We start from the raw sequence: 18,015 nt of genomic DNA on the forward strand, positions 1-18,015 counted from the left end.
GCTGTTGAAATTGCATGCATTACGTTCAATCCGCGTCGTCGGTCAGCAGCAGGGGCAGGTTCCATAGAACGCACGATTTTCCGCTTTATCTGGAAATACTCCAAACGCGAACAGCTGATCCTGCTGGCCGTGACGGCGACGTTGTTTCCTTTGCTGTACCTCACACTTGAGCTGCCAAAACGAATAATCAATGACGCGATCGGGTCGTCCACCACTGAGGTAACGGTCTGGGGCTATTCCATGTCGCAGACCAATTTTCTGATTGTTCTGTGCTTTGCCTTTCTGGCGGCTGTGCTGTGCCACGGCCTGATGAAAATGCGCATCAACACCATGAAAGGCGTGCTGAGCGAACGGATGCTGCGGCGCTTTCGCTATCAGTTGATCAGCCGGGCGCTGCGCTTTCCTCAACCCTATTTCGAGCGTGTCAGCCAGGGTGAAATGGTGTCAATGATCACCGCCGAAAGCGAGCCGATGGGCGGCCTGATGGGCGACGCGATCAGCCAGCCGGTTCTTCAGGCCGGCCAAATGATCACCATACTTTCCTTCCTGTTCCTGCAAAGCGTCTGGTTCGGGCTGGCCGCCGTGGCGCTGATACCCTTGCAGGCCTGGTTGATCCCCAAGCTGCAACGCCAGATCAACCTGCTGAACAAAAAACGCATTCAGGAGGTTCGCGTTCTGGCGGCGCAGATCGGCGAGAACGCGGTGGGCGCGTCCACCCTGCGGACCAATGGCGGCTGGCGTTATCGCCGGTCGATGGTCTCGGAGCAATTGGGCCGTCTGTTCGGCATCCGTTTCCAGATCTATCAAAAGAAGTTCTTCATGAAGTTCCTGAACAACTTCATCTCGCAACTTACACCGTTCATGTTCTATCTGGTTGGCGGTCTGTTGGTGCTTCAGGGTTCGGTTTCGCTGGGGGCGCTGGTTGCCGCATTGGCCGCGTACAAGGATCTCAGCTCACCATGGAAAGAGCTGCTGACCTATTACAACCAGACCCAGGACATGTCGCTGCGTTGGGATGTGGTCATTGACCGGTTTGCTCCGGCCGGAATGCTCGATGAAGCCTTGTTTGAAGGTGAACCTGCCGAGTGGCCGCACCTGAACGGCAACATCGTGCTGGACCACGTTTCGGTGCGTGACATGGATGGCAATCAGGTGCTCGATGATCTGGACCTCAGCTTTCCTGCCGGAAAGACAATCGGGATCGCCGCCCCCAGCGAGGAAGATCGACGCGCCATCGGCGAATTGCTGACACGGGAAATACGCCCCAGTGCTGGCCAGGTGCGGATCGGGGACCTGAAACTGGCCGAGCTGCATCAGGCGGTTGTCGCCGCGCGTATCGGGTATGTCACATCACGCCCTGTCATGTTTCAGGGTACGCTGGGCGACAACGTGATGATGCCGATGCGGTTCAAACCGCTGACTGACCCGCCGGACGATCCGGACTTTCTCGAAACCCTGAGGGCGGGAAACAGTGCCGATCCGTTCAGAGCGGAATGGCTGGACCCAACTTTGGCCGGCTTTCAGGACGCCGCGGAACTGCGTGCCTGGTGGTTGCAGCTGATTGACGGAATGGGGTTTGGCGCAGCGCTGTTCCAACGGGGCGCCGAACAGAGTTTCGATGCGGCCGAGCATTGTGAACTGGCAAAGAAACTGATCGAGCTGCGCCCGGTCGTTCAGCAGGCTGTTCGTGATGCCGGGCTGGAACAACAGGCGCTTGTCTTTGACCGGAACGCGTATAACGCGGCCCTGCCCGTGGCTGAAAACCTGCTTTTCGCAACGCCACGTGTTCCCGTGACACAAGCTTTGCTTGCGCAACAGAAGGTTTTTCTGGGACAGTTACGCGAATTGGGGCTGGACGAGACACTGATCGCGTTGACTCGCGACGTGATCGAAATGCTGCGCCAGATCTTCGGGATCGATGGAACGGACCACCCGCTGTTTCAAAAACTTGGTCTTGATGCAAAAACCTATGAAATTGCCGTGGATCTGGTGGACCAGACTCGCAAAGATGGTTCGGACGGGCTGGATGACGAGCAGCTTGCAAACATGTTGGCGGTGCCATTTGTGATCTCTGCCGAACAGATCGGACCTGCGTTCACCGATGAACTCAAGGATCGCATCCTCGAACTGCGGCACAGCCATTCCGAGAAACTGATGGAGCGTTTGCAAGACGTCTTCGTTCCATTGGATCCAAATGTCTTTGCGCCCGGACTGACGGTCATGGAAAATGCGCTATTCGGAAAAGTCAGCCAGATTGGCGGTTCCCGTTCAGACGAAGCCCGCAAGCTGATTGTCGATGTGTTGGCTGAAAACGGCGCGCGCCCATTGGTCACAGAGTTGATATATGATGTCCAGGTTGCTTTGGGCGGTCAGAATCTTCCGGCGGTATTTGCCGAGCCCTTGGCCTTTACCCGTGCGACGATCAAGAAACCTGACATCCTGATTCTGGAAAATGCGCTGGCCAGCTACGACATGAAAACGCAGGTGGCGGTCTATAAACGGCTCCGTGAACTGCTGCCGGACACCACTGTTGTCTATCTGAATGATCAGTTCGAAAACCCCGGTGCATTCGACATGTATGTTGAAATCCGGCAAGGTCGTGTGGTCTCGGACGGAGGGCCTGTGGAGGTGGAGGAAGACAGTGCGGCATCGGCGGACTTGACGCGGAAACTACGCGCCTTGGAGCAAACCCCCTTGTTTTCGGGTCTGGATCGGCGTCAGCTGCGCCTGCTGGCCTTTGGCGCGCGCTGGTTTGATGCCGAGCCGGGGCAGGTGGTGTTCTTGAAAGATGACCAGCCCACCGACGGTGCCTATGTGGTGCTGGAGGGCGAAGCAGGTCTGTACCTGCCACAAGAACAGGGGCCTGACCAACTGATCACCAAAGTCGGGCCCGGCGCATTGGTCGGAGAGCTGGGCCTGATCAGAAAAGAACCACGTGCGCTGAGCATGGTGGCGGAAACGCCGCTTTCCTGTTTGCGGATCGGTGAAGAAGAATTCCTTGCCGTTGTGGAAAACGATGCAGCGACCGCATTCAAGCTGTTGCAGGTTATCGCCGGTTATGTGTCCAATTAGCGATCAGCAGTCCGTGCCGCAGAACAAATCGTAAAGCAGACGGATCACTTTTTCCGTGGCTCCGTCGCGCAATGAATAATAGATCGTTTTGCCTTCCCGACGCGTCGAGACCAACTCTTCCTCGCGCAGGCGCGCCAGCATCTGGCTGACTGCGGCCTGCCGCAACTGAAGCAGCTCCTCAAGCTGGCCGACGGATTTTTCACCTCCGCCAAGATGGCACAAGATCATCAGGCGCCCCTCATGCGCCAGTGTTTTGAGAAATGCAGCCGCGCGTGCAGCATTGTCTTTCATGTCCGGCAGAGCGTCCGTTGGGCGTGCCTGAGCTTCGGTTTCGTTAAGTGCCACTTTCTGACCGTCATATCGCGATTTGTGATGGCAATATGCATCAAGGCGACTGGTATTGTCACCCCTCGGTTGCCGGAGCACCCCCCTGAAAAGCATTGCCTTCAACGTAATTACATGGGTCCTCCTGCATTTGCAGATGCAACCCGTCGCCGTCATATGGGTGCGCGCGGGCCAGGTCTTCATCGACATCGATCCCAAGGCCCGGAGCATCCGGGGCGGCGACGAACCCATTCTCGATCCGGATCGAGCCCTTGATCAGTTGATCGTGGAACGGTGTTTCGATGGTTTCCAGAAGCAGCAAGTTGGGAATGGAAGCGGCCAGATGGATGTTGGCGGCCCATTCGACCGGACCGGCATACAGATGCGGTGCCATCTGAGCGTTGAAGACCTCGGCCATGGCTGCGACTTTCTTCATCTCCCAGATTCCGCCTGCACGTCCCAGCGCCGGTTGCAGAATCTCGGCGGCTCCAGCGCGCAGGACGGCTCCGAATTCGGCCTTTGTGGTCATCCGTTCTCCGGTGGCAACCGGAATGCGTACATTGCGGGCGACGCGGGCCATATCTTCGATATTGTCAGGCGGTGTAGGTTCCTCGAACCAAAGGGGCTGATATGGTTCCAACGCCTGTCCCAGCCGAATTGCCCCGGCCGTGTTGAACTGGCCATGGGTGCCGAACAGCAGATCGGCCCTGTCGCCCACGGCCTCGCGGATCGCCTTGCAGAAGGCGACGGACATGGAAATGTCGCTCATCGCGGGCATGTGCCCGCCGCGGATCGTATAGGGGCCGGCCGGGTCGAATTTCACGGCGGTGTAGCCACGTTTTACCATTTCGGCCGCCGTTTCACCGGCCTGTTCGGCAGAGGTCCAGAAATCGTTCAGGTTGTGCCGGGGCAGGGGATACAGGTAAGTATAGGCCCGGATCCGGTCATTCATCCTGCCACCCAGCAGCGCATGGACCGGTCTGTCCCGATCTTTGCCCAGAATGTCCCAGCAGGCGATTTCCAACCCCGAGAATGCGCCCATCACCGTCAGGTCCGGGCGCTGCGTAAAGCCGCTGGAATAGGCGCGACGGAACATGAGCTCGATGTTTTCGGGGTTCTCGCCCAGCATATGCCGGTCGAACACGTCCTGAATGACATGACGCATCGCCTCGGGCCCCACGGACGAGGCATAACACTCACCCCAGCCCGTGATGCCAGTATCGGTCGTCACTTTGACAAGTATCCAGTAGCGCCCGCCCCAGCCCGGGGCGGGCGGGGCGGTGACGATGACGTCGAGATCCCGAAGTTTCATCCCAAATCCTTTCGGTGGGTCAGGTCCTGTCGAACAGGATCACATTTCGCTTGGCCGATCCGGTTTTTGTGTCGGCGATGGCCTCGTTGATCTGATCCAGTGACCAGCGGCCCGAGATCAGCTCATCCAGTTTCAGCCGTCCCTGCTTAAACAGGTCCACCATCCAGGGTATGTCGCGCTGAATGACAACGTCGCCCATTTTCGACCCGACAACGCCCTGACCCAGGGCTGCCAATACAACGGGTTCATAGCTGGCCATGTCACCGGAATGTGGCATCCCGATCATGATCGCCTTGCCGCCGCGCCCAAGATAGCGCGGGGCCTGATCATAGGCGGGAATCGCGCCGACAGTGATCAGAACGGCATCGGCGCCGCGTCCCCCCAGCGCCCTGTATGCGGCTTTCCATGGTTGATCCAAGCTGGCGAGGACGCCGTGGGTTGCGCCGAACTCCTTGGCGATCTCAAGCTTTTCTTCGGTCATGTCCACGGCCACGATCCGCCGCGCGCCTGCAATCCGCGCGCCTTGAATTGCGTTCAGGCCGACACCACCCGCCCCAATGACCACCACGTCCTGACCGGGGCGCACGCCCGCCGCATTCACCGCAGCGCCGACTCCAGTAATTACACCGCAGGACAGCAGGCTGGCCAGTTCCTTGGGCAGGTCATCCGGGATTTTGACGATCTGGCGGTGGCTTACCACGACCTTTTCGGCAAAGGCCCCGCATGCCATCGCCTGTTCGAGCGGGCCGCCATCGCCTGTTTTCAACGGACCTTTGACAGTATCGTAGGGTGTTTCGCAAATAGTCGGTTGCCCGCCTGCGCAGGCAGGGCAAGACCCGCAGGCGCGGATCAGGGTCACCACCACTGGGTCGCCGACCTTGAAGTCCCCGGCCGCCTCTCCGACCGCGCTGATCACGCCTGCGGCTTCGTGCCCGTAAACGGCTGGCAGGAACCCTCCCCATGCGCCGTCGGCATAGGAAATGTCCGAATGGCAGATGGCCACGGCATCCAGTGTCACCTCGACCTCGCCCGAGCCGGGGGGGGCCAGATGAACGTCTTCGATCACCAGTGGTTCGCCAAATGCCCGGCAGACTGCGGCTTTGATTTTTTGCATGTTTTCCCTCATTCCCGTTGGGTTCACGGTGGCGCGGGAAAAGGCGGCTCGCAAGGCAGAAACCGCCATTTGCGTGTCGTTGTTACGCTACGACAGGCCGGGACCGTCTAAACAGAAGAAATCCTGCCAGCATCAACAAGAGTGCCAACAGAAAAGGGGCGCCGGGCAGGTAGAGCGGGGTGTCGGGTCGAATGAACTGCGCGAATACGCTGGTCATCACCAACGGTGAGATCACCATGGAAAGCGCATGCAACGCAGTCAGGACACCTTGCAATTCGCCTTGCTGCGAATCTGGAGTGGCCCTTGACATCATGGCCTGAAGAGCGGGCGTGATGACCGCCCCAATGGCGGTGATTGGGATGAGAAGCAGTGCGATCAGGCCGTTGGTCAGAAAGGCCAGAATGGCGAAGCTTATGATTTCGAAAACCATGCCGTAGATGATTGTACCCCGCTCGCCTAAAAGCCGGATGGCCGGGCGGATCAGGCCGCCTTGCACGACGGCCATGCCGATACCATAGACACCAAGCGACAGGCCGATCATCTGCGCGGACCAACCGAAGCGCTCGGTTGTGAAGTAAGACCAGATGGCGGGATAGACGTAGATTGAAACCGAATACAGGAAATAGACCCACAGCATCGGCCGGATTCCCGGCAATGCTGCAATGGCGCGAAGCGAGTTCACCGGATTTGCACGCCGCAGGTTGAATTCACGCCGATTCTCGGTGGTCACTGTTTCGGGCATCACGAAATACCCGATGCAAAAGGTCAGCGCCGCCAACCCTGCCGCAGCCCAGAACGGCGCCCGGGTTCCAAATTCGCCAAGCAATCCGCCGATCACCGGACCCAGGACGAACCCCACGCCAAAAGCGGCACCCAGAAGGCCGAAATTTGCGGCCTTGTCTTTTGGGTCGGACACATCCGCCATGAAAGCCGCCGCTGTAGAATGGGTGGCCGCCGTGATGCCTCCAATGATGCGTCCGACCAGCAAAAGCCAGATGCTGCCCGCCACGGCCATGACCATGTAGTCCAGCGCCATGACGAACAGGGACACCAGCAATACCGTTCTGCGTCCGTAAGCATCGGACAGGTTTCCCAGAATGGGTCCGAAGATGAATTGCATTGCCGCAAACGCAGTACTCAGCACTCCGCCCCAGATTGCGGCATTGGCCAGGGTGCCGCCCTGAACCTCGACAATCAGTTGCGGCATGATCGGCATCACAAGGCCAATGCCCATGGCATCGATCATGACGATGCTGAGGATGAAGAAAAACGGCAGACGCATGGGACCAGAACAAATGAGTTGTGTGCGGCACCCTAGGCGCGCCCGACGAATGAGGGAAGAGAGAGTTCGCCCTCATGCCCCATGTCGTCGCGACAGGTTGCTAAAGTTCGTTTGCCAGTTCGGTCAAAAGCTTGGCCAATTCCTGCGGATGTGAAAAAAAAGGTGAATGTGAGCTGTCGATTGCGCGCCGAAGATCTTCGGGAACGCAGGCACTCATGTCTGCCTGGTACTCGGTTGGAATCGTGCGGTCATCGGTTGTTCGGATATAGGCCTTGGGGACTTTGGCAAAGCGCGGACCAACCGGCAGCGGTGTTTCTTGTGGATGGATGGCTTGCGGACACAAGCGCGCGTATGCGTATGGCAGGATGTCGTCCGGGCAATCGTGATAAAACAGCTGTGGGATGGCATCCACGGATACGGTGTAGGAAAGCCCGTCCGCAGATTTTTCCACTGCGTGCGCAATGGTTTGCCGTGGCCCGCGCCTGCGCATTTCCGCCATCGAAAGACCATCCCGAGGGACATAGGCACACAGGTAAATCAAGGCACGCATTGCATCCGGGCGGGCCTCGGCCGCGGCGCTGATCGGAAAGCCGGCCCAGGAATGGCCGACGACAATCGTATCGGGTGTACAGGCGTTCAAAATGGCATCGCGGCAACTGTCCAGCGTGACGTCGGCCACCGGTGTGGGATCTGCACCATGGCTGGGCATGTCGATGGCGCGGGCGGTATGGCCCAGGGCTTCCAAGGCGGGGATCAGGTCGCGCCAGCACCAGGCACCGTGGCAGGAGCCGTGGACCAACAGGAAGGATGCCATTGTCATTCTCCTTCAGCCATGTCCGATTTCGGTCAGAAATCCGGTCAGGATTTCTGCGTATTCCGCGGGTTTCTCAACACAAGGCAAATGCCCTGCGCGGCGCATCAGCTGGAACCGGGATCCGGGAACCAGATCAATCGTTTCCCGCACCAGATCGGGTGGGGTCGATCCGTCTTCGCTGCCCGCAATCCCAAGCGTGGGCAGGCGCAGGCCGCTTGTGGGCGCATAAAAATCGGTACCGGCAATGGCGGCACAGCAGCCCAGATACCCTTCGACTGGTTGGCTGACCATCATATCGCGCCAAGGCAGGTGGTTTTGCGCGCGGCGGAATTCGCGCGAGAACCAGCGCTCCATCGTGGCATCGGCCAGAGCTTCGATCCCGCCCTCTCGCACCGCCTGAATGCGCTCTTGCCAGATCGAAGGCGTGGCGATCTTGGCAGCGGTATTCGACAGCACCAGCGCACGTATCTGGTCCATGCGTTTGACCGCCAGCCCTTGTGCGATCATCCCGCCAATCGAGAGGCCGACAAAGACGCAATCGCGAACCTGAAGATGATCCAGAAGCGCCTCTGCATCCCGCACCAAAACGCCCATCGAATAGGGTGCATGGGGCACCGAGGATTGCCCGTGCCCGCGCTTGTCATATCGGATGATGCGCAGCCCGTCGGGAATGTATGGCAGCACCGAGTCCCAAAGATGCAGGTCGGTTCCCAGGGAATTGGCAAACACAATGGGTGCACCGTCCGGGGGGCCGTCGATGCGATAGTTCAGTTTCACGTCGCCCAGATCAGCGATCATCATGACAAAGGTCCTTGTCGTCACGGCGGTCCAGATGCAATTTGCACGGCTTTCGCACCCATGTCAGGTCAGGAATTCCAACGCCTTAGCAAATATTCCCGGATCGACATTCCCACCCGATGTGACGACGATCACATCGTCACCCTCGATCTCGTCACCCCGGAAAAGGGCCGCGGCCAGGGCTACGGCGCCGCCGGGTTCCAACACGATTTTAAGGCGCAGAAAGGCATGGGCCATGGCCTGCAACGCCTCGTCTTCAGTGACAGAGAGTCCGGGCCCACAAAGACGATGGAGGATCGGAAAGGTGATATCGCCGGGCTGCGGTGTCAGGATCGCATCGCATATGTTACCCGACGCCGCAGTGTTGTTTTGAATGCGACCTGACGCCAATGATCGTTTGACGTCATCGAACCCTTCCGGCTCACAGGGGCGCGCCCGCAAATTCGGCGCGTGTTTCTCCAGCGCCAGCGCAATGCCCGAGGTCAAACCTCCGCCGCCGCAACAGATCAGAACATCCGCCTGCGAAACCCCAATTTCCGCTGCCTGCCTGGCGATTTCCAGCCCGGTTGTGCCTTGCCCCGCAATGACTTGCGGTTCGTCATAGGGGCGGATCAGGGTCAGACCACGTTCTGCCGCGATGGCTTCGCCAATCTCCTCCCGGCTTTCATTCGCGCGATCGTACAAAACGACTTCTCCGCCCAGCGCGCGGGTATTGTCGATCTTGAGTTGCGGCGCGTCCGACGGCATGACAATGACCGAGGCAATCCCGTGCTTCGAAGCGGCCATCGCAACGCCCTGCGCGTGGTTGCCCGATGAATATGCGATCACGCCGCGCTTGCGTATGCCCACATCCAGCGCCGAAATGGCCGACCACGCGCCGCGAAACTTGAAACTGCCGGTATGTTGCAGACATTCCGGTTTGATCCAGATCCGGCGGCCCGCGAGGGTGTCGAGAAAGGGCGACGACAGGATCGGTGTTTCGCGGACATGTCCTTTCAGCCGATCTGCGGCGGCTTCGATCATCTCAAGTGTGCTCATGCGGCGTTCTTCAATACCTTCTGTATCAGGTCCAGTGATTGGGGTTCGTTCAGGAACGGAACATGCCCGCGATCCGGTACCTCGACCGAGATCAGGTCCGGGTGTCGATGCCGCATCTCGGCCAGAGTGGCCACGCCCAGAACATCGGAATTCGCGCCCCGGATCACACCGGTGGGAATGTCGCGCAAGGCTTCGAAGAACATCCATAGATCAGGGGCTGCCCCGCTTGCAGCTTGTTCAAGAAGCGCCTTGCGCAGGGCTGGATCGTATCGCAGCTTCAGCCCATCTTTGCGCATTTCATACTGAAATTCTGCCTGTTTGCGCCAGGTTTCCAGTGGAACACCGGGAAACTGCGGCTCCATTACGTGTTTCAATGCGGCGGCGGCTTCATCATAGGTTTTGGCCGTGGGTTGCGCCCCCACGTAGGCCATGATCTTGGCGATACCTGACGGCTCGATAACCGGCCCCACGTCATTCAGAATTACGGCGGCCAGACGTTCAGGATGGCTTGCGGCCAGCGCCATGGCGATCAGCCCGCCGCGCGATGTTCCCAGAATGACTGCTTTCGCGATCCCCAGATGATCGAGCAGTTCAATCGCGTCATGGGATTCGCGAAAGATATTGTAGTTCATGAAATCAGGGTCGTACTCCGAACGCCCGCGCCCCCTGTAATCCATAGCGATCATGCGCAGGCCCGAGGCATGTGGCGCAAAAAACGAAAAATCGCGGCTGTTTCGGGTCAGACCGGTCAGACACAAAAGCGGCGTACCGGTGCCGGTCTCTTCGAAATAGATGCGCCTGCCGTCCGTTGTCATGAACTCTGACATCAGAGACCGGCCAGTTTGGGAATCGAGGTCAGATCAGACAGCACATGCGCAGGTGTCCAGGGAAGGCGGTCCATGGGTTCACCAATCCGATTGACCCATGCGGTCACAAAACCGTACCCGCTGGCCCCGGCAGCATCCCAGCCATTCGAACTGACGAACAACACGTCACCGCGTGCGCAGCCAAACCTGTCTTGCACCAGATCATAGACGCGTGCATGGGGTTTGAAGACGCCGACGCTTTCGACCGACAGCACATCATCCAATACATCCCCGATTCCGGCGGATTTCACGGCTCCATCCAGCATGGGGGGTGACCCGTTGGACAGGATCGCCGTTTGCAGCCCGGCTTCCTTGAGGGCTTTCAACATGGCCGGAACTTCGGGATAGGCCTGCAATTCCCAATAGAGATCAAGCAGACGTTGGCGCAGGTCCGGGTCGCCTTGCAGGCCTGCGGCCTCCAGAGCCCAATCCAGCCCGTCCTGGGTAACGTCCCAGAAATCCGCATGTGCATCCGCCACGGCGCGCAGCCATGTGTATTGCAGTTGTTTCAGACGCCAATGCGCCGCAACTGTGGTCCACTTGTCTTTCAGGGCTTCGAAACCCGGCTCGTCTGCCGCCTGTCGGGCAGCGGCAGCAACGTCGAACAGTGTTCCGTAGGCGTCGAACACACAGGTCGTGATCGCCATATGATCCTCCTCTGATTGCGCGCAGGTTGGCACATCGGGGAATGGGGTGAAAGGGCCGAGGCTTTACAACATTGTGGCAACCTCTAGGGTTGGCTGCTTAACCCCTTAGAACGGCCGGAGGCCACGATGACTGAAATAAAACAGGGCGACACGGTTCGCATCCACTACACCGGGACGTTGCTGGACGGCAAAGTCTTTGACAGCTCGGACGGGCGTGATCCGCTGGAATTCGTGGTCGGGTCGGGCCAGATCATCCCAGGTTTGGACAGTGCCATGCCGGGTCTGTCCACCGGGGACAAGACGCGGGTCGAGATTGCCTGCACGGACGCCTACGGCCCGATCAACCCTGCGATGCGCCAGGAAATTCCCCGCGAAGGCATTCCAGACGACATTCCCCTGGATCCCGGGACACAATTGCAGATGCAAACGCCAGAAGGTCAGGCCGTGCCTGTAACGGTCGTGGATGCAAACGAAGCCACCGTTACCCTGGATGCAAATCACCCGCTGGCAGGGCAGGATCTGATTTTCGAGATCGAAGTCGTTTCAGTCAACTGAGACATGTTTCGGGCCGGACGTCCGGCCCGGATATCACCCTATCAGAGCGTGAATCGCGGCCCGCACCTGTGGCTGCGTAAAGAAGACAAACACCAGCAACAGTGAAGTCAACGTAAGCAATAGCACCCTGGCCCGTTGGCTGAGAAAGCCGGGCTTTCGCCGGCTTTGCGTCGCGCGTGCATTGTTTGCAATGATTTGGTCTAGCTTGCTCATATTGATTTCCTGCCGCGAAATGATGGTGAAATCTGGGCAGCGGCAGGGAAAGATATGGTCACATGGCTTCGGGCTGTGGCATGCCCAGTACGTGGAAACCACCGTCAACGCGGATGATCTCACCCGTTGTGCAGGCGCCGGCATCTGACGTCAGGTACACTGCCGTTCCGCCGACAGCTTCAAGTGTGGCGTTAGAGCGCATCGGTGCATTCTGATCGCAGAATTTGTAGGTCTTGCGGGCGCCGCCGATGGCTGCACCGGCAAGGGTTCTCATCGGCCCCGGGGAAATCGCGTTAACGCGGATGCCATCGGGGCCAAGATCGTTGGCCAGATAACGCGTTGCTGATTCCAGCGCAGCCTTTGCGACACCCATCACGTTGTAGTTGGGTACGACCCGGTTGGAGCCCTGATAAGTCAGGGTCAGCAGAGACCCGCCATTGTCTTTCATCAACGGATAGGCGCGGCGCGCGACCTCGATGAAGGAATAGGCCGAGACATCCATCGAATGCTTGAAATTTGCTCGTGTGGTATTCAGGAACCGACCTGTCAGCTCGGACTTGTCCGAATAGGCGATCGCATGGACCAGGAAGTCTATCGTTGGCCAGCGTTCGGCCAGCTCGCCAAAAGCGCGATCCAGCGACTCGTCGTCGGTGACATCCGCATCGACCATGAAATCGCTGCCCAGGCTCTGAGCCAGCGGCTCCAGCCGCTTTCCGAATGCCTCGCCCTGGTAGGTGAATGCCAGTTCGGCGCCAGCCTCGTGCATGGCCTTGGCAATGCCCCACGCAATCGAGCGGTCATTGGCCACGCCCATGATCAGGCCGCGTTTACCTTTGAGAAGATCCGACATTACTTTCACCCGTTATACCTTGACAGAACCATGGATCCGTTCGTGCCGCCAAAGCCGAAGCTGTTGGTCATGACACTGTCCAGTCCTGCATTTTCAACCACTTGAGTTGCAATTTCACCGGGCTGAATGCCTTCGGCAAGCGTTTCGACATTGATGGATGGCGCAATGAAATCATTGTCCAGCATCAGCAGGCAGAAAATCGTCTCGAGCGCGCCAGCTGCGCCCTGAGCGTGGCCTGTCATAGACTTGGTCGACGAGATGGGGGGCACATTGCCTTCGCCAAAGATGCGGCGCACGGCCTCGACCTCACCCACATCGCCGACGGGGGTCGAGGTGCCGTGGGCATTGATATAGCCAACCTTGCGCCCCTCGGGCACGGTATCCAGCGCAAGACGCATCGCGCGCTCGCCGCCCTCACCTGAAGGGGCAACCATGTCGTGGCCGTCTGAAGTTGCGGCATAACCCGTAACTTCAGCATAAATTTTGGCGCCGCGGGCCAGGGCGTGGTCCAGCTCTTCCAGAACAACGATTCCGCCGCCGCCCGAGATCACGAAACCGTCGCGGTTTTCGTCGAACGCGCGCGAGGCTTTGTCGGGTGTGTCATTGTATTTCGACGACATCGCGCCCATTGCGTCGAACAGGCAGGACAGGGTCCAGTCCAGTTCCTCGCCGCCACCGGCGAACATCACATCCTGCTTGCCCAGCATGATCTGTTCGGCCGCGTTGCCGATGCAATGCAGCGAAGTCGAGCAGGCGGACGTGATCGAATAGTTGATGCCCTTGATCTTGAATGCCGTCGCGAGATTTGCCGAAATCGTCGAGCACATGCATTTCGGCACGGCAAATGGCCCGATCCGTTTGGTCGCGCCCGTCTTCAGAACGGTCTGATGCGCCGTCAGCATGGCGCTGGTCGATGGTCCGCCAGAGCCCGCAACCAGTCCGGTGCGGGGATTGACGATCTGGTCTTCGGTCAGCCCGGAATCGGCAATCGCCTGGCTCATGGCGATATGTGCATAGGCGGCCCCGGGACCCATGAAGCGCAGTGTACGCTTGTCCACATGCTGGGCCACGTCGATCTTGAGCGTACCCGCGATCTGGCTGCGAAAACCATGTTCCGCCATCTGCTCGCTTGCCACGATCCCGGATTTACCTGCTTTGAGCGAGGTCAGAACTTCTTCGGCATTGTTCCCGATCGAGGATACAACCCCCAGACCGGTGACGACTACTCGACGCATGTGCGCACTCCTTGTTTCAGACCGTTCGGGCTCAGGCCTCGGAAAGAACGACCTTCATGTCCTTGACATCATAAATCATCTCGCCATCGGCTTCGACAATGCCATCTGCCACACCCATTGTCAGGCGACGCGTTTGAATCGCTTTTTTGAAATCGATTTTGTACGTCAGCATCTTGCGGTCCGGGCGCACCATGCCGGTCAGCTTTACTTCGCCGACGCCGACGGCCATGCCGCGCCCCTGCCATCCACGCCAGCCAAGGTTGAAACCGGTCAGCTGCCAAAGCCCGTCCAGCCCCAGACAGCCCGGCATGATCGGGTTGCCCGGGAAGTGGCATTCAAAGAACCAAAGGTCGGGTGTGATGTCGAATTCGGCCAGCACATGGCCTTTGCCGTGCAGGCCGCCATCGGCAGAGATGTCGGTGATCCGGTCCATCATCAGCATCGGTGGGGCGGGCAATTGTGCGTTGCCGGGGCCAAATAACTCGCCGCGAGCGCATTTCAGCAGATCATCTTTGTCAAAACTGCTTGGGAACTGGGCCATTCTGCCGCCTTTCCTGCCGGGGGTCTGTCTTTATATCTGGCCTCGTCTAGCACCCGTTTGCAAGGTCCTGCAAGAGCGGTGCGCCACATCATGTTGTGTTGGTTCTTATCCTGCGAATGAATTTCATTTGTAATTGCCGGTGATGCGCCCCTATATATAAAGGCAGCAATAATGGGTATCGGATCGATGACACCTCAGAGCCGCGAAATCGCAACGGGTTGGCTGGTGAATGCCGGCTTGCGACCGACGCGTCAGCGCGTGGCGCTGGCCGAGCTTCTGGTGGGCGACGGCCGCCATCGCCATGTCACCGCAGAAAGCCTTTTTGAATCGGCAAAGGCGAATGGTGATGCCGTGTCTCTGGCAACGGTCTACAACACTCTGCGTGCTTTTTGCGATGCAGGTGTGCTGCAAGAAATCACAGTGGACGGATCCAAAAGCTATTTCGACACGAACACGCATGATCATCCCCATTTTTATTGGGAAGACGACGCAAGGCTAAGTGATGCGCCATCGGATCAGCTGGTCATTCAGCGTCTTCCCGAGGCGCCGGAAGGTGTCGAAATCGCGTCTGTCGATGTCGTCATTCGCTTGCGCAAGAAGTAAAAGACCTTAAACGCCTGTCAGCCCGGCCACCAAAACACGTTCTGTCTTTTCTATGACCGTGTCAGAGGGTCCCGTTCCGTGCCGTGCCAGAACGACGGATTCTGCTGTGTCCGGATTGGCAATCGGCACGCTGACCAGATGCTTGTTGTCATAACTGAAGCTGCTGGGTGGGCTGGCATAGCTGATCCCGATTCCCTCACCATGAGCCGCAAGGCTGCGTTGAATCTCAAGGGATGCGGCCCGGTGCGCGACGGTAGGGCGCAGCCCGTGTTGGCGGAACAGGCCGAGAATGTGTTGAGCGGACAATCCTTCCGAAGACAGAATCAGCGGATAACCTTCCAGCGCTGCAAGGGTGACTTCTGTGGTTGCCGCCAACGGATGATCCGGGGACATCAAGGCCTTTGGTCTGCTGTCGAACAGCTTTGTACGGGCGAACCCCGCATCCATGGTCAGGTCGTATGTGATTGCGATGTCAATCTGGCCATCCATCAATCCATTCAGCAGCCCTTCGAAGGACCCGGCCACATACGTAAGGTTGATATCGGCGAATGTGTCGCGAAGAAGTTGCAGGGCCGGAGCCAACAGGAAGGGGGCCAGGTCCGTAAAGCAGCCCAATCTCAGTTTGGTTGTTTCCGGTACGGAGGTATCGGACGCCTCGATTCGGGCGGCATTTTTCAGCAGGACCTCGGCATGATCTATGAACGTACGCCCCTGAGGTGTCAGTGCCATGGCCGCCCCGCGCCGGCGGACGAACAGCGGATACCCCAAATGGGCTTCAACGCGCGTCAGCGCAGTAGACAAGGCCGGTTGTGAAACGTTGAGATGTTGGGCCGCCGCCGACAAACTGCCGTGACGCCCGACTGCACAGACATATTCATATTGGCGCAGCGAAATATATAACATGAGATTAATAATAACTTCGAAAGATATGATTTGAACAGAATACATTTTTCCGGGCAAAAACAAAAAAACTTCAGGAGCTTCCAATGCCACACCCTCTTGTTTCTCAGCGGATGATCGACACTTATCAGGCGGATGGCGTCGTACTGGTCAAAAGGCTGTTTGCCGATTACGTGGATCAGTTGCGGGACGGGGTGGCTGCGAATATGGCCGATCCCGGTCCGTATGCGTCCGAAAACAAGAAGGCCGGTGAAACAGGTCGTTTCTTTGATGATTATTGCAACTGGACCCGGATTCCACAGTTCCGCGAAGTGATTGAGACATCTCCCGCAGCCGAGGTCGCCGCGGATCTGATGCAATCGAAACGTGTTCAGATGTTTCACGATCACGTGCTGGTCAAGGAACCCGGTACGTCGATGGCGACACCATGGCATCAGGACGGTCCCTATTATTTCGTCGAGGGTCAGCAGACGATCAGCTTCTGGTCTCCGCTTGATCCGGTCAGGCAGGCCACGCTGCGTTGTGTTGCCGGGTCACACCGTTGGAAGAAAGAGGTTCTGCCGACCCGCTGGGTTTCCGAGGACGGCTTCTTCCCGGATGAAGGTCAGTACATCCCCGTGCCGGATCCGGATGCCGAAGGTATGAAGGTCATCGAATTCGAGATGGAGCCCGGCGATGCCGTTGCATTCAACTATCGCACGCTGCACGGCGCGCGCGGAAACCAGTCAGACAGCCGTCGCCGCGCCTTTTCCTTGCGGCTGGTTGGCGACGATGCCCGGTATGTAGAGCGCCCCGGCCGAACCTCGCCCCCGTTTCCCGGTCATGACATGACGCCGGGGCAGCGCCTGCGCGAGGATTGGTTTCCGATTTTGTTGCAGCGCCAGGCCGGCTCAGAACCACTGTCCTGATTCGATCAGTCCGAGATCCAGCAACTGGCGGGACTGCCATTCAAACGGTACCGAGTTGCGCCAGCGAAAGCTTCGGATGTCAAATGTTGACCCTGCATTGGATTTCAGCGCTTTCGCGGCCCGGAAGGAACAAATGGCGGCCGTCAGGTTGTGATGCCAGGGACAGGAATAGGTATTGTATTCCGGTTCGTTGAAGGTGTGGTCGGGCCTCAGCACCAGGTGCTTTTGCGCCTTGAACACTGCGATACGGTCGATCCTGCGACGTTCGTAGGGAATGTGGTCCTCGAACCGCCACCGCAACCCGCCGGAAAGATCCACCTGACGGTCCAGCGGTTGGCCGCTTGGGTCGTGGCGGGTATGGGCATAATACCCAGCGCTGTCGAACATGGCCTGATCGGGGGCCACGCCGTTGGGATGTGCGATCAGATCCTCTGCGTACAGGTCGATGACATAGCTGAGCATCGCATTGCGACGCTCTTCACCGTGAAAGACAAGCATCTCGCCGACGCTACGCGTTTCGCAGTAGGGAAAAAACAGGTATTCGGCGTTGTAGCAATAATACATCCAGATACCGGGTGCGGCCTGAATGATCCTGTTTATGGTTTCGAAGACGACCAGCCGGGGAAAACACTTCAAATTGACCCGATGCACCTTGGCGGACAGGTCTTCTGTCAGGTGAAACTCGTCCGGTGCAAAGACGATGACGGATTTGAAGCCCAGCCTCAGATGATGGTGCAGCGTGCTGGCCAGCTCCACTTCGTCCTCGGCAAAAATCAATGCTACGGGGCCTTTGGCCAGTGCGGCCTGTCCCGATTTCAGGAAATGGTCGAGGGAATCGTACGTCATCGGGTGCTTTTTGGTCCGGCCTTTCTGGAAAGTCCTGCCAAATTCGGGTAAATGCGCCCGCATTGCAAGCGGCGTTCGAAGCGTATAGATGACGCCG

18 protein-coding genes are annotated in these 18,015 nt (G+C 58.5%); 4 read left to right on the forward strand and 14 right to left on the reverse strand.

Features of this window, described 5'->3' with window-relative positions:
• Positions 1-75 precede the first annotated feature (75 nt).
• Positions 76-3,072, forward strand: a complete 2,997-nt coding sequence (locus NOR97_RS02970; RefSeq protein ID WP_257600823.1) for a cyclic nucleotide-binding domain-containing protein — start codon at positions 76-78, stop codon at positions 3,070-3,072.
• 3 nt (positions 3,073-3,075) lie between these two features.
• Here the strand turns inward: NOR97_RS02970 and NOR97_RS02975 are convergent, their stop codons facing one another.
• The 9 genes from NOR97_RS02975 to NOR97_RS03015 all read right to left on the reverse strand — a co-directional run bounded on the left by NOR97_RS02975 (position 3,076) and on the right by NOR97_RS03015 (position 11,267).
• Positions 3,076-3,363, reverse strand: coding sequence for a helix-turn-helix transcriptional regulator (locus tag NOR97_RS02975; RefSeq protein ID WP_171205760.1), 288 nt, complete (start codon positions 3,361-3,363; stop codon positions 3,076-3,078).
• Between the two features lie 112 nt (positions 3,364-3,475).
• Complete coding sequence (locus NOR97_RS02980; RefSeq protein ID WP_170344896.1) at positions 3,476-4,708, reverse strand: mandelate racemase/muconate lactonizing enzyme family protein; 1,233 nt, start codon at positions 4,706-4,708, stop codon at positions 3,476-3,478.
• A 19-nt stretch (positions 4,709-4,727) separates the two neighbouring features.
• The gene (locus tag NOR97_RS02985; protein WP_257600167.1) at positions 4,728-5,822 is read right to left on the reverse strand and encodes a Zn-dependent alcohol dehydrogenase; all 1,095 of its coding nucleotides are present in this window, start codon (positions 5,820-5,822) and stop codon (positions 4,728-4,730) included.
• Between the two features lie 82 nt (positions 5,823-5,904).
• Positions 5,905-7,104: a TCR/Tet family MFS transporter gene (locus tag NOR97_RS02990; RefSeq protein WP_257600168.1), complete on the reverse strand. Its 1,200-nt coding sequence runs from the start codon at positions 7,102-7,104 to the stop codon at positions 5,905-5,907.
• Between the two features lie 100 nt (positions 7,105-7,204).
• Positions 7,205-7,918, reverse strand: a complete 714-nt coding sequence (locus tag NOR97_RS02995; protein ID WP_257600169.1) for an alpha/beta fold hydrolase — start codon at positions 7,916-7,918, stop codon at positions 7,205-7,207.
• 12 nt (positions 7,919-7,930) lie between these two features.
• On the reverse strand, positions 7,931-8,719 hold the full coding sequence (gene pcaD, locus NOR97_RS03000) for a 3-oxoadipate enol-lactonase (protein WP_257600170.1): 789 nt from the start codon (positions 8,717-8,719) through the stop codon (positions 7,931-7,933).
• 60 nt (positions 8,720-8,779) lie between these two features.
• Entirely contained in the window at positions 8,780-9,754 is a 975-nt protein-coding gene (locus NOR97_RS03005) for a threonine/serine dehydratase (RefSeq protein WP_257600171.1), read from the reverse strand.
• A complete protein-coding gene (locus NOR97_RS03010) occupies positions 9,751-10,581 on the reverse strand; it encodes an alpha/beta fold hydrolase (RefSeq protein WP_257600172.1) in 831 nt (276 codons plus the stop codon). Before NOR97_RS03010 ends, NOR97_RS03005 begins: the two co-directional genes overlap by 4 nt.
• Positions 10,581-11,267, reverse strand: a complete 687-nt coding sequence (locus NOR97_RS03015; protein ID WP_257600173.1) for a haloacid dehalogenase type II — start codon at positions 11,265-11,267, stop codon at positions 10,581-10,583. Before NOR97_RS03015 ends, NOR97_RS03010 begins: the two co-directional genes overlap by 1 nt.
• A gap of 126 nt (positions 11,268-11,393) precedes the next feature.
• Between NOR97_RS03015 and NOR97_RS03020 the strand changes: the two genes are divergently transcribed.
• Entirely contained in the window at positions 11,394-11,822 is a 429-nt protein-coding gene (locus NOR97_RS03020) for a peptidylprolyl isomerase (protein WP_170344904.1), read from the forward strand.
• 271 nt (positions 11,823-12,093) lie between these two features.
• On the opposite strand, the gene NOR97_RS03025 is transcribed toward NOR97_RS03020, so the two are convergent.
• From NOR97_RS03025 to fabA, 3 genes are read right to left on the reverse strand one after another with little or no spacing between them, the layout of a single operon-like run.
• The gene (locus NOR97_RS03025; protein WP_257600174.1) at positions 12,094-12,885 is read right to left on the reverse strand and encodes an enoyl-ACP reductase; all 792 of its coding nucleotides are present in this window, start codon (positions 12,883-12,885) and stop codon (positions 12,094-12,096) included.
• Between the two features lie 5 nt (positions 12,886-12,890).
• Entirely contained in the window at positions 12,891-14,120 is a 1,230-nt protein-coding gene (gene fabB / locus NOR97_RS03030) for a beta-ketoacyl-ACP synthase I (protein ID WP_170344906.1), read from the reverse strand.
• A gap of 31 nt (positions 14,121-14,151) precedes the next feature.
• The gene (gene fabA, locus NOR97_RS03035) at positions 14,152-14,661 is read right to left on the reverse strand and encodes a bifunctional 3-hydroxydecanoyl-ACP dehydratase/trans-2-decenoyl-ACP isomerase (protein ID WP_152457158.1); all 510 of its coding nucleotides are present in this window, start codon (positions 14,659-14,661) and stop codon (positions 14,152-14,154) included.
• A gap of 186 nt (positions 14,662-14,847) precedes the next feature.
• Here fabA and irrA point away from each other — a divergent pair, with 186 nt between their 5' ends.
• Complete coding sequence (gene irrA / locus NOR97_RS03040; protein WP_170344907.1) at positions 14,848-15,264, forward strand: iron response transcriptional regulator IrrA; 417 nt, start codon at positions 14,848-14,850, stop codon at positions 15,262-15,264.
• A 6-nt stretch (positions 15,265-15,270) separates the two neighbouring features.
• On the opposite strand, the gene NOR97_RS03045 is transcribed toward irrA, so the two are convergent.
• Positions 15,271-16,212 carry a LysR family transcriptional regulator gene (locus NOR97_RS03045; protein WP_306978867.1) on the reverse strand — a complete coding sequence of 314 codons (942 nt, stop codon included), beginning with the start codon at positions 16,210-16,212 and terminating at the stop codon, positions 15,271-15,273.
• Positions 16,213-16,250: 38 nt separating this feature from the next.
• Between NOR97_RS03045 and NOR97_RS03050 the strand changes: the two genes are divergently transcribed.
• Positions 16,251-17,072: a phytanoyl-CoA dioxygenase family protein gene (locus NOR97_RS03050; RefSeq protein WP_257600175.1), complete on the forward strand. Its 822-nt coding sequence runs from the start codon at positions 16,251-16,253 to the stop codon at positions 17,070-17,072.
• Here NOR97_RS03050 and NOR97_RS03055 read toward each other — a convergent pair.
• Positions 17,055-17,918, reverse strand: a complete 864-nt coding sequence (locus NOR97_RS03055; protein ID WP_170344910.1) for a hypothetical protein — start codon at positions 17,916-17,918, stop codon at positions 17,055-17,057. The two genes, NOR97_RS03050 and NOR97_RS03055, sit on opposite strands and share 18 nt — an antisense overlap.
• Positions 17,919-18,015 lie beyond the last annotated feature (97 nt).

The sequence above is a fragment of the Ruegeria sp. YS9 genome, from assembly GCF_024628725.1.
GTDB lineage: Bacteria > Pseudomonadota > Alphaproteobacteria > Rhodobacterales > Rhodobacteraceae > Ruegeria > Ruegeria atlantica_C.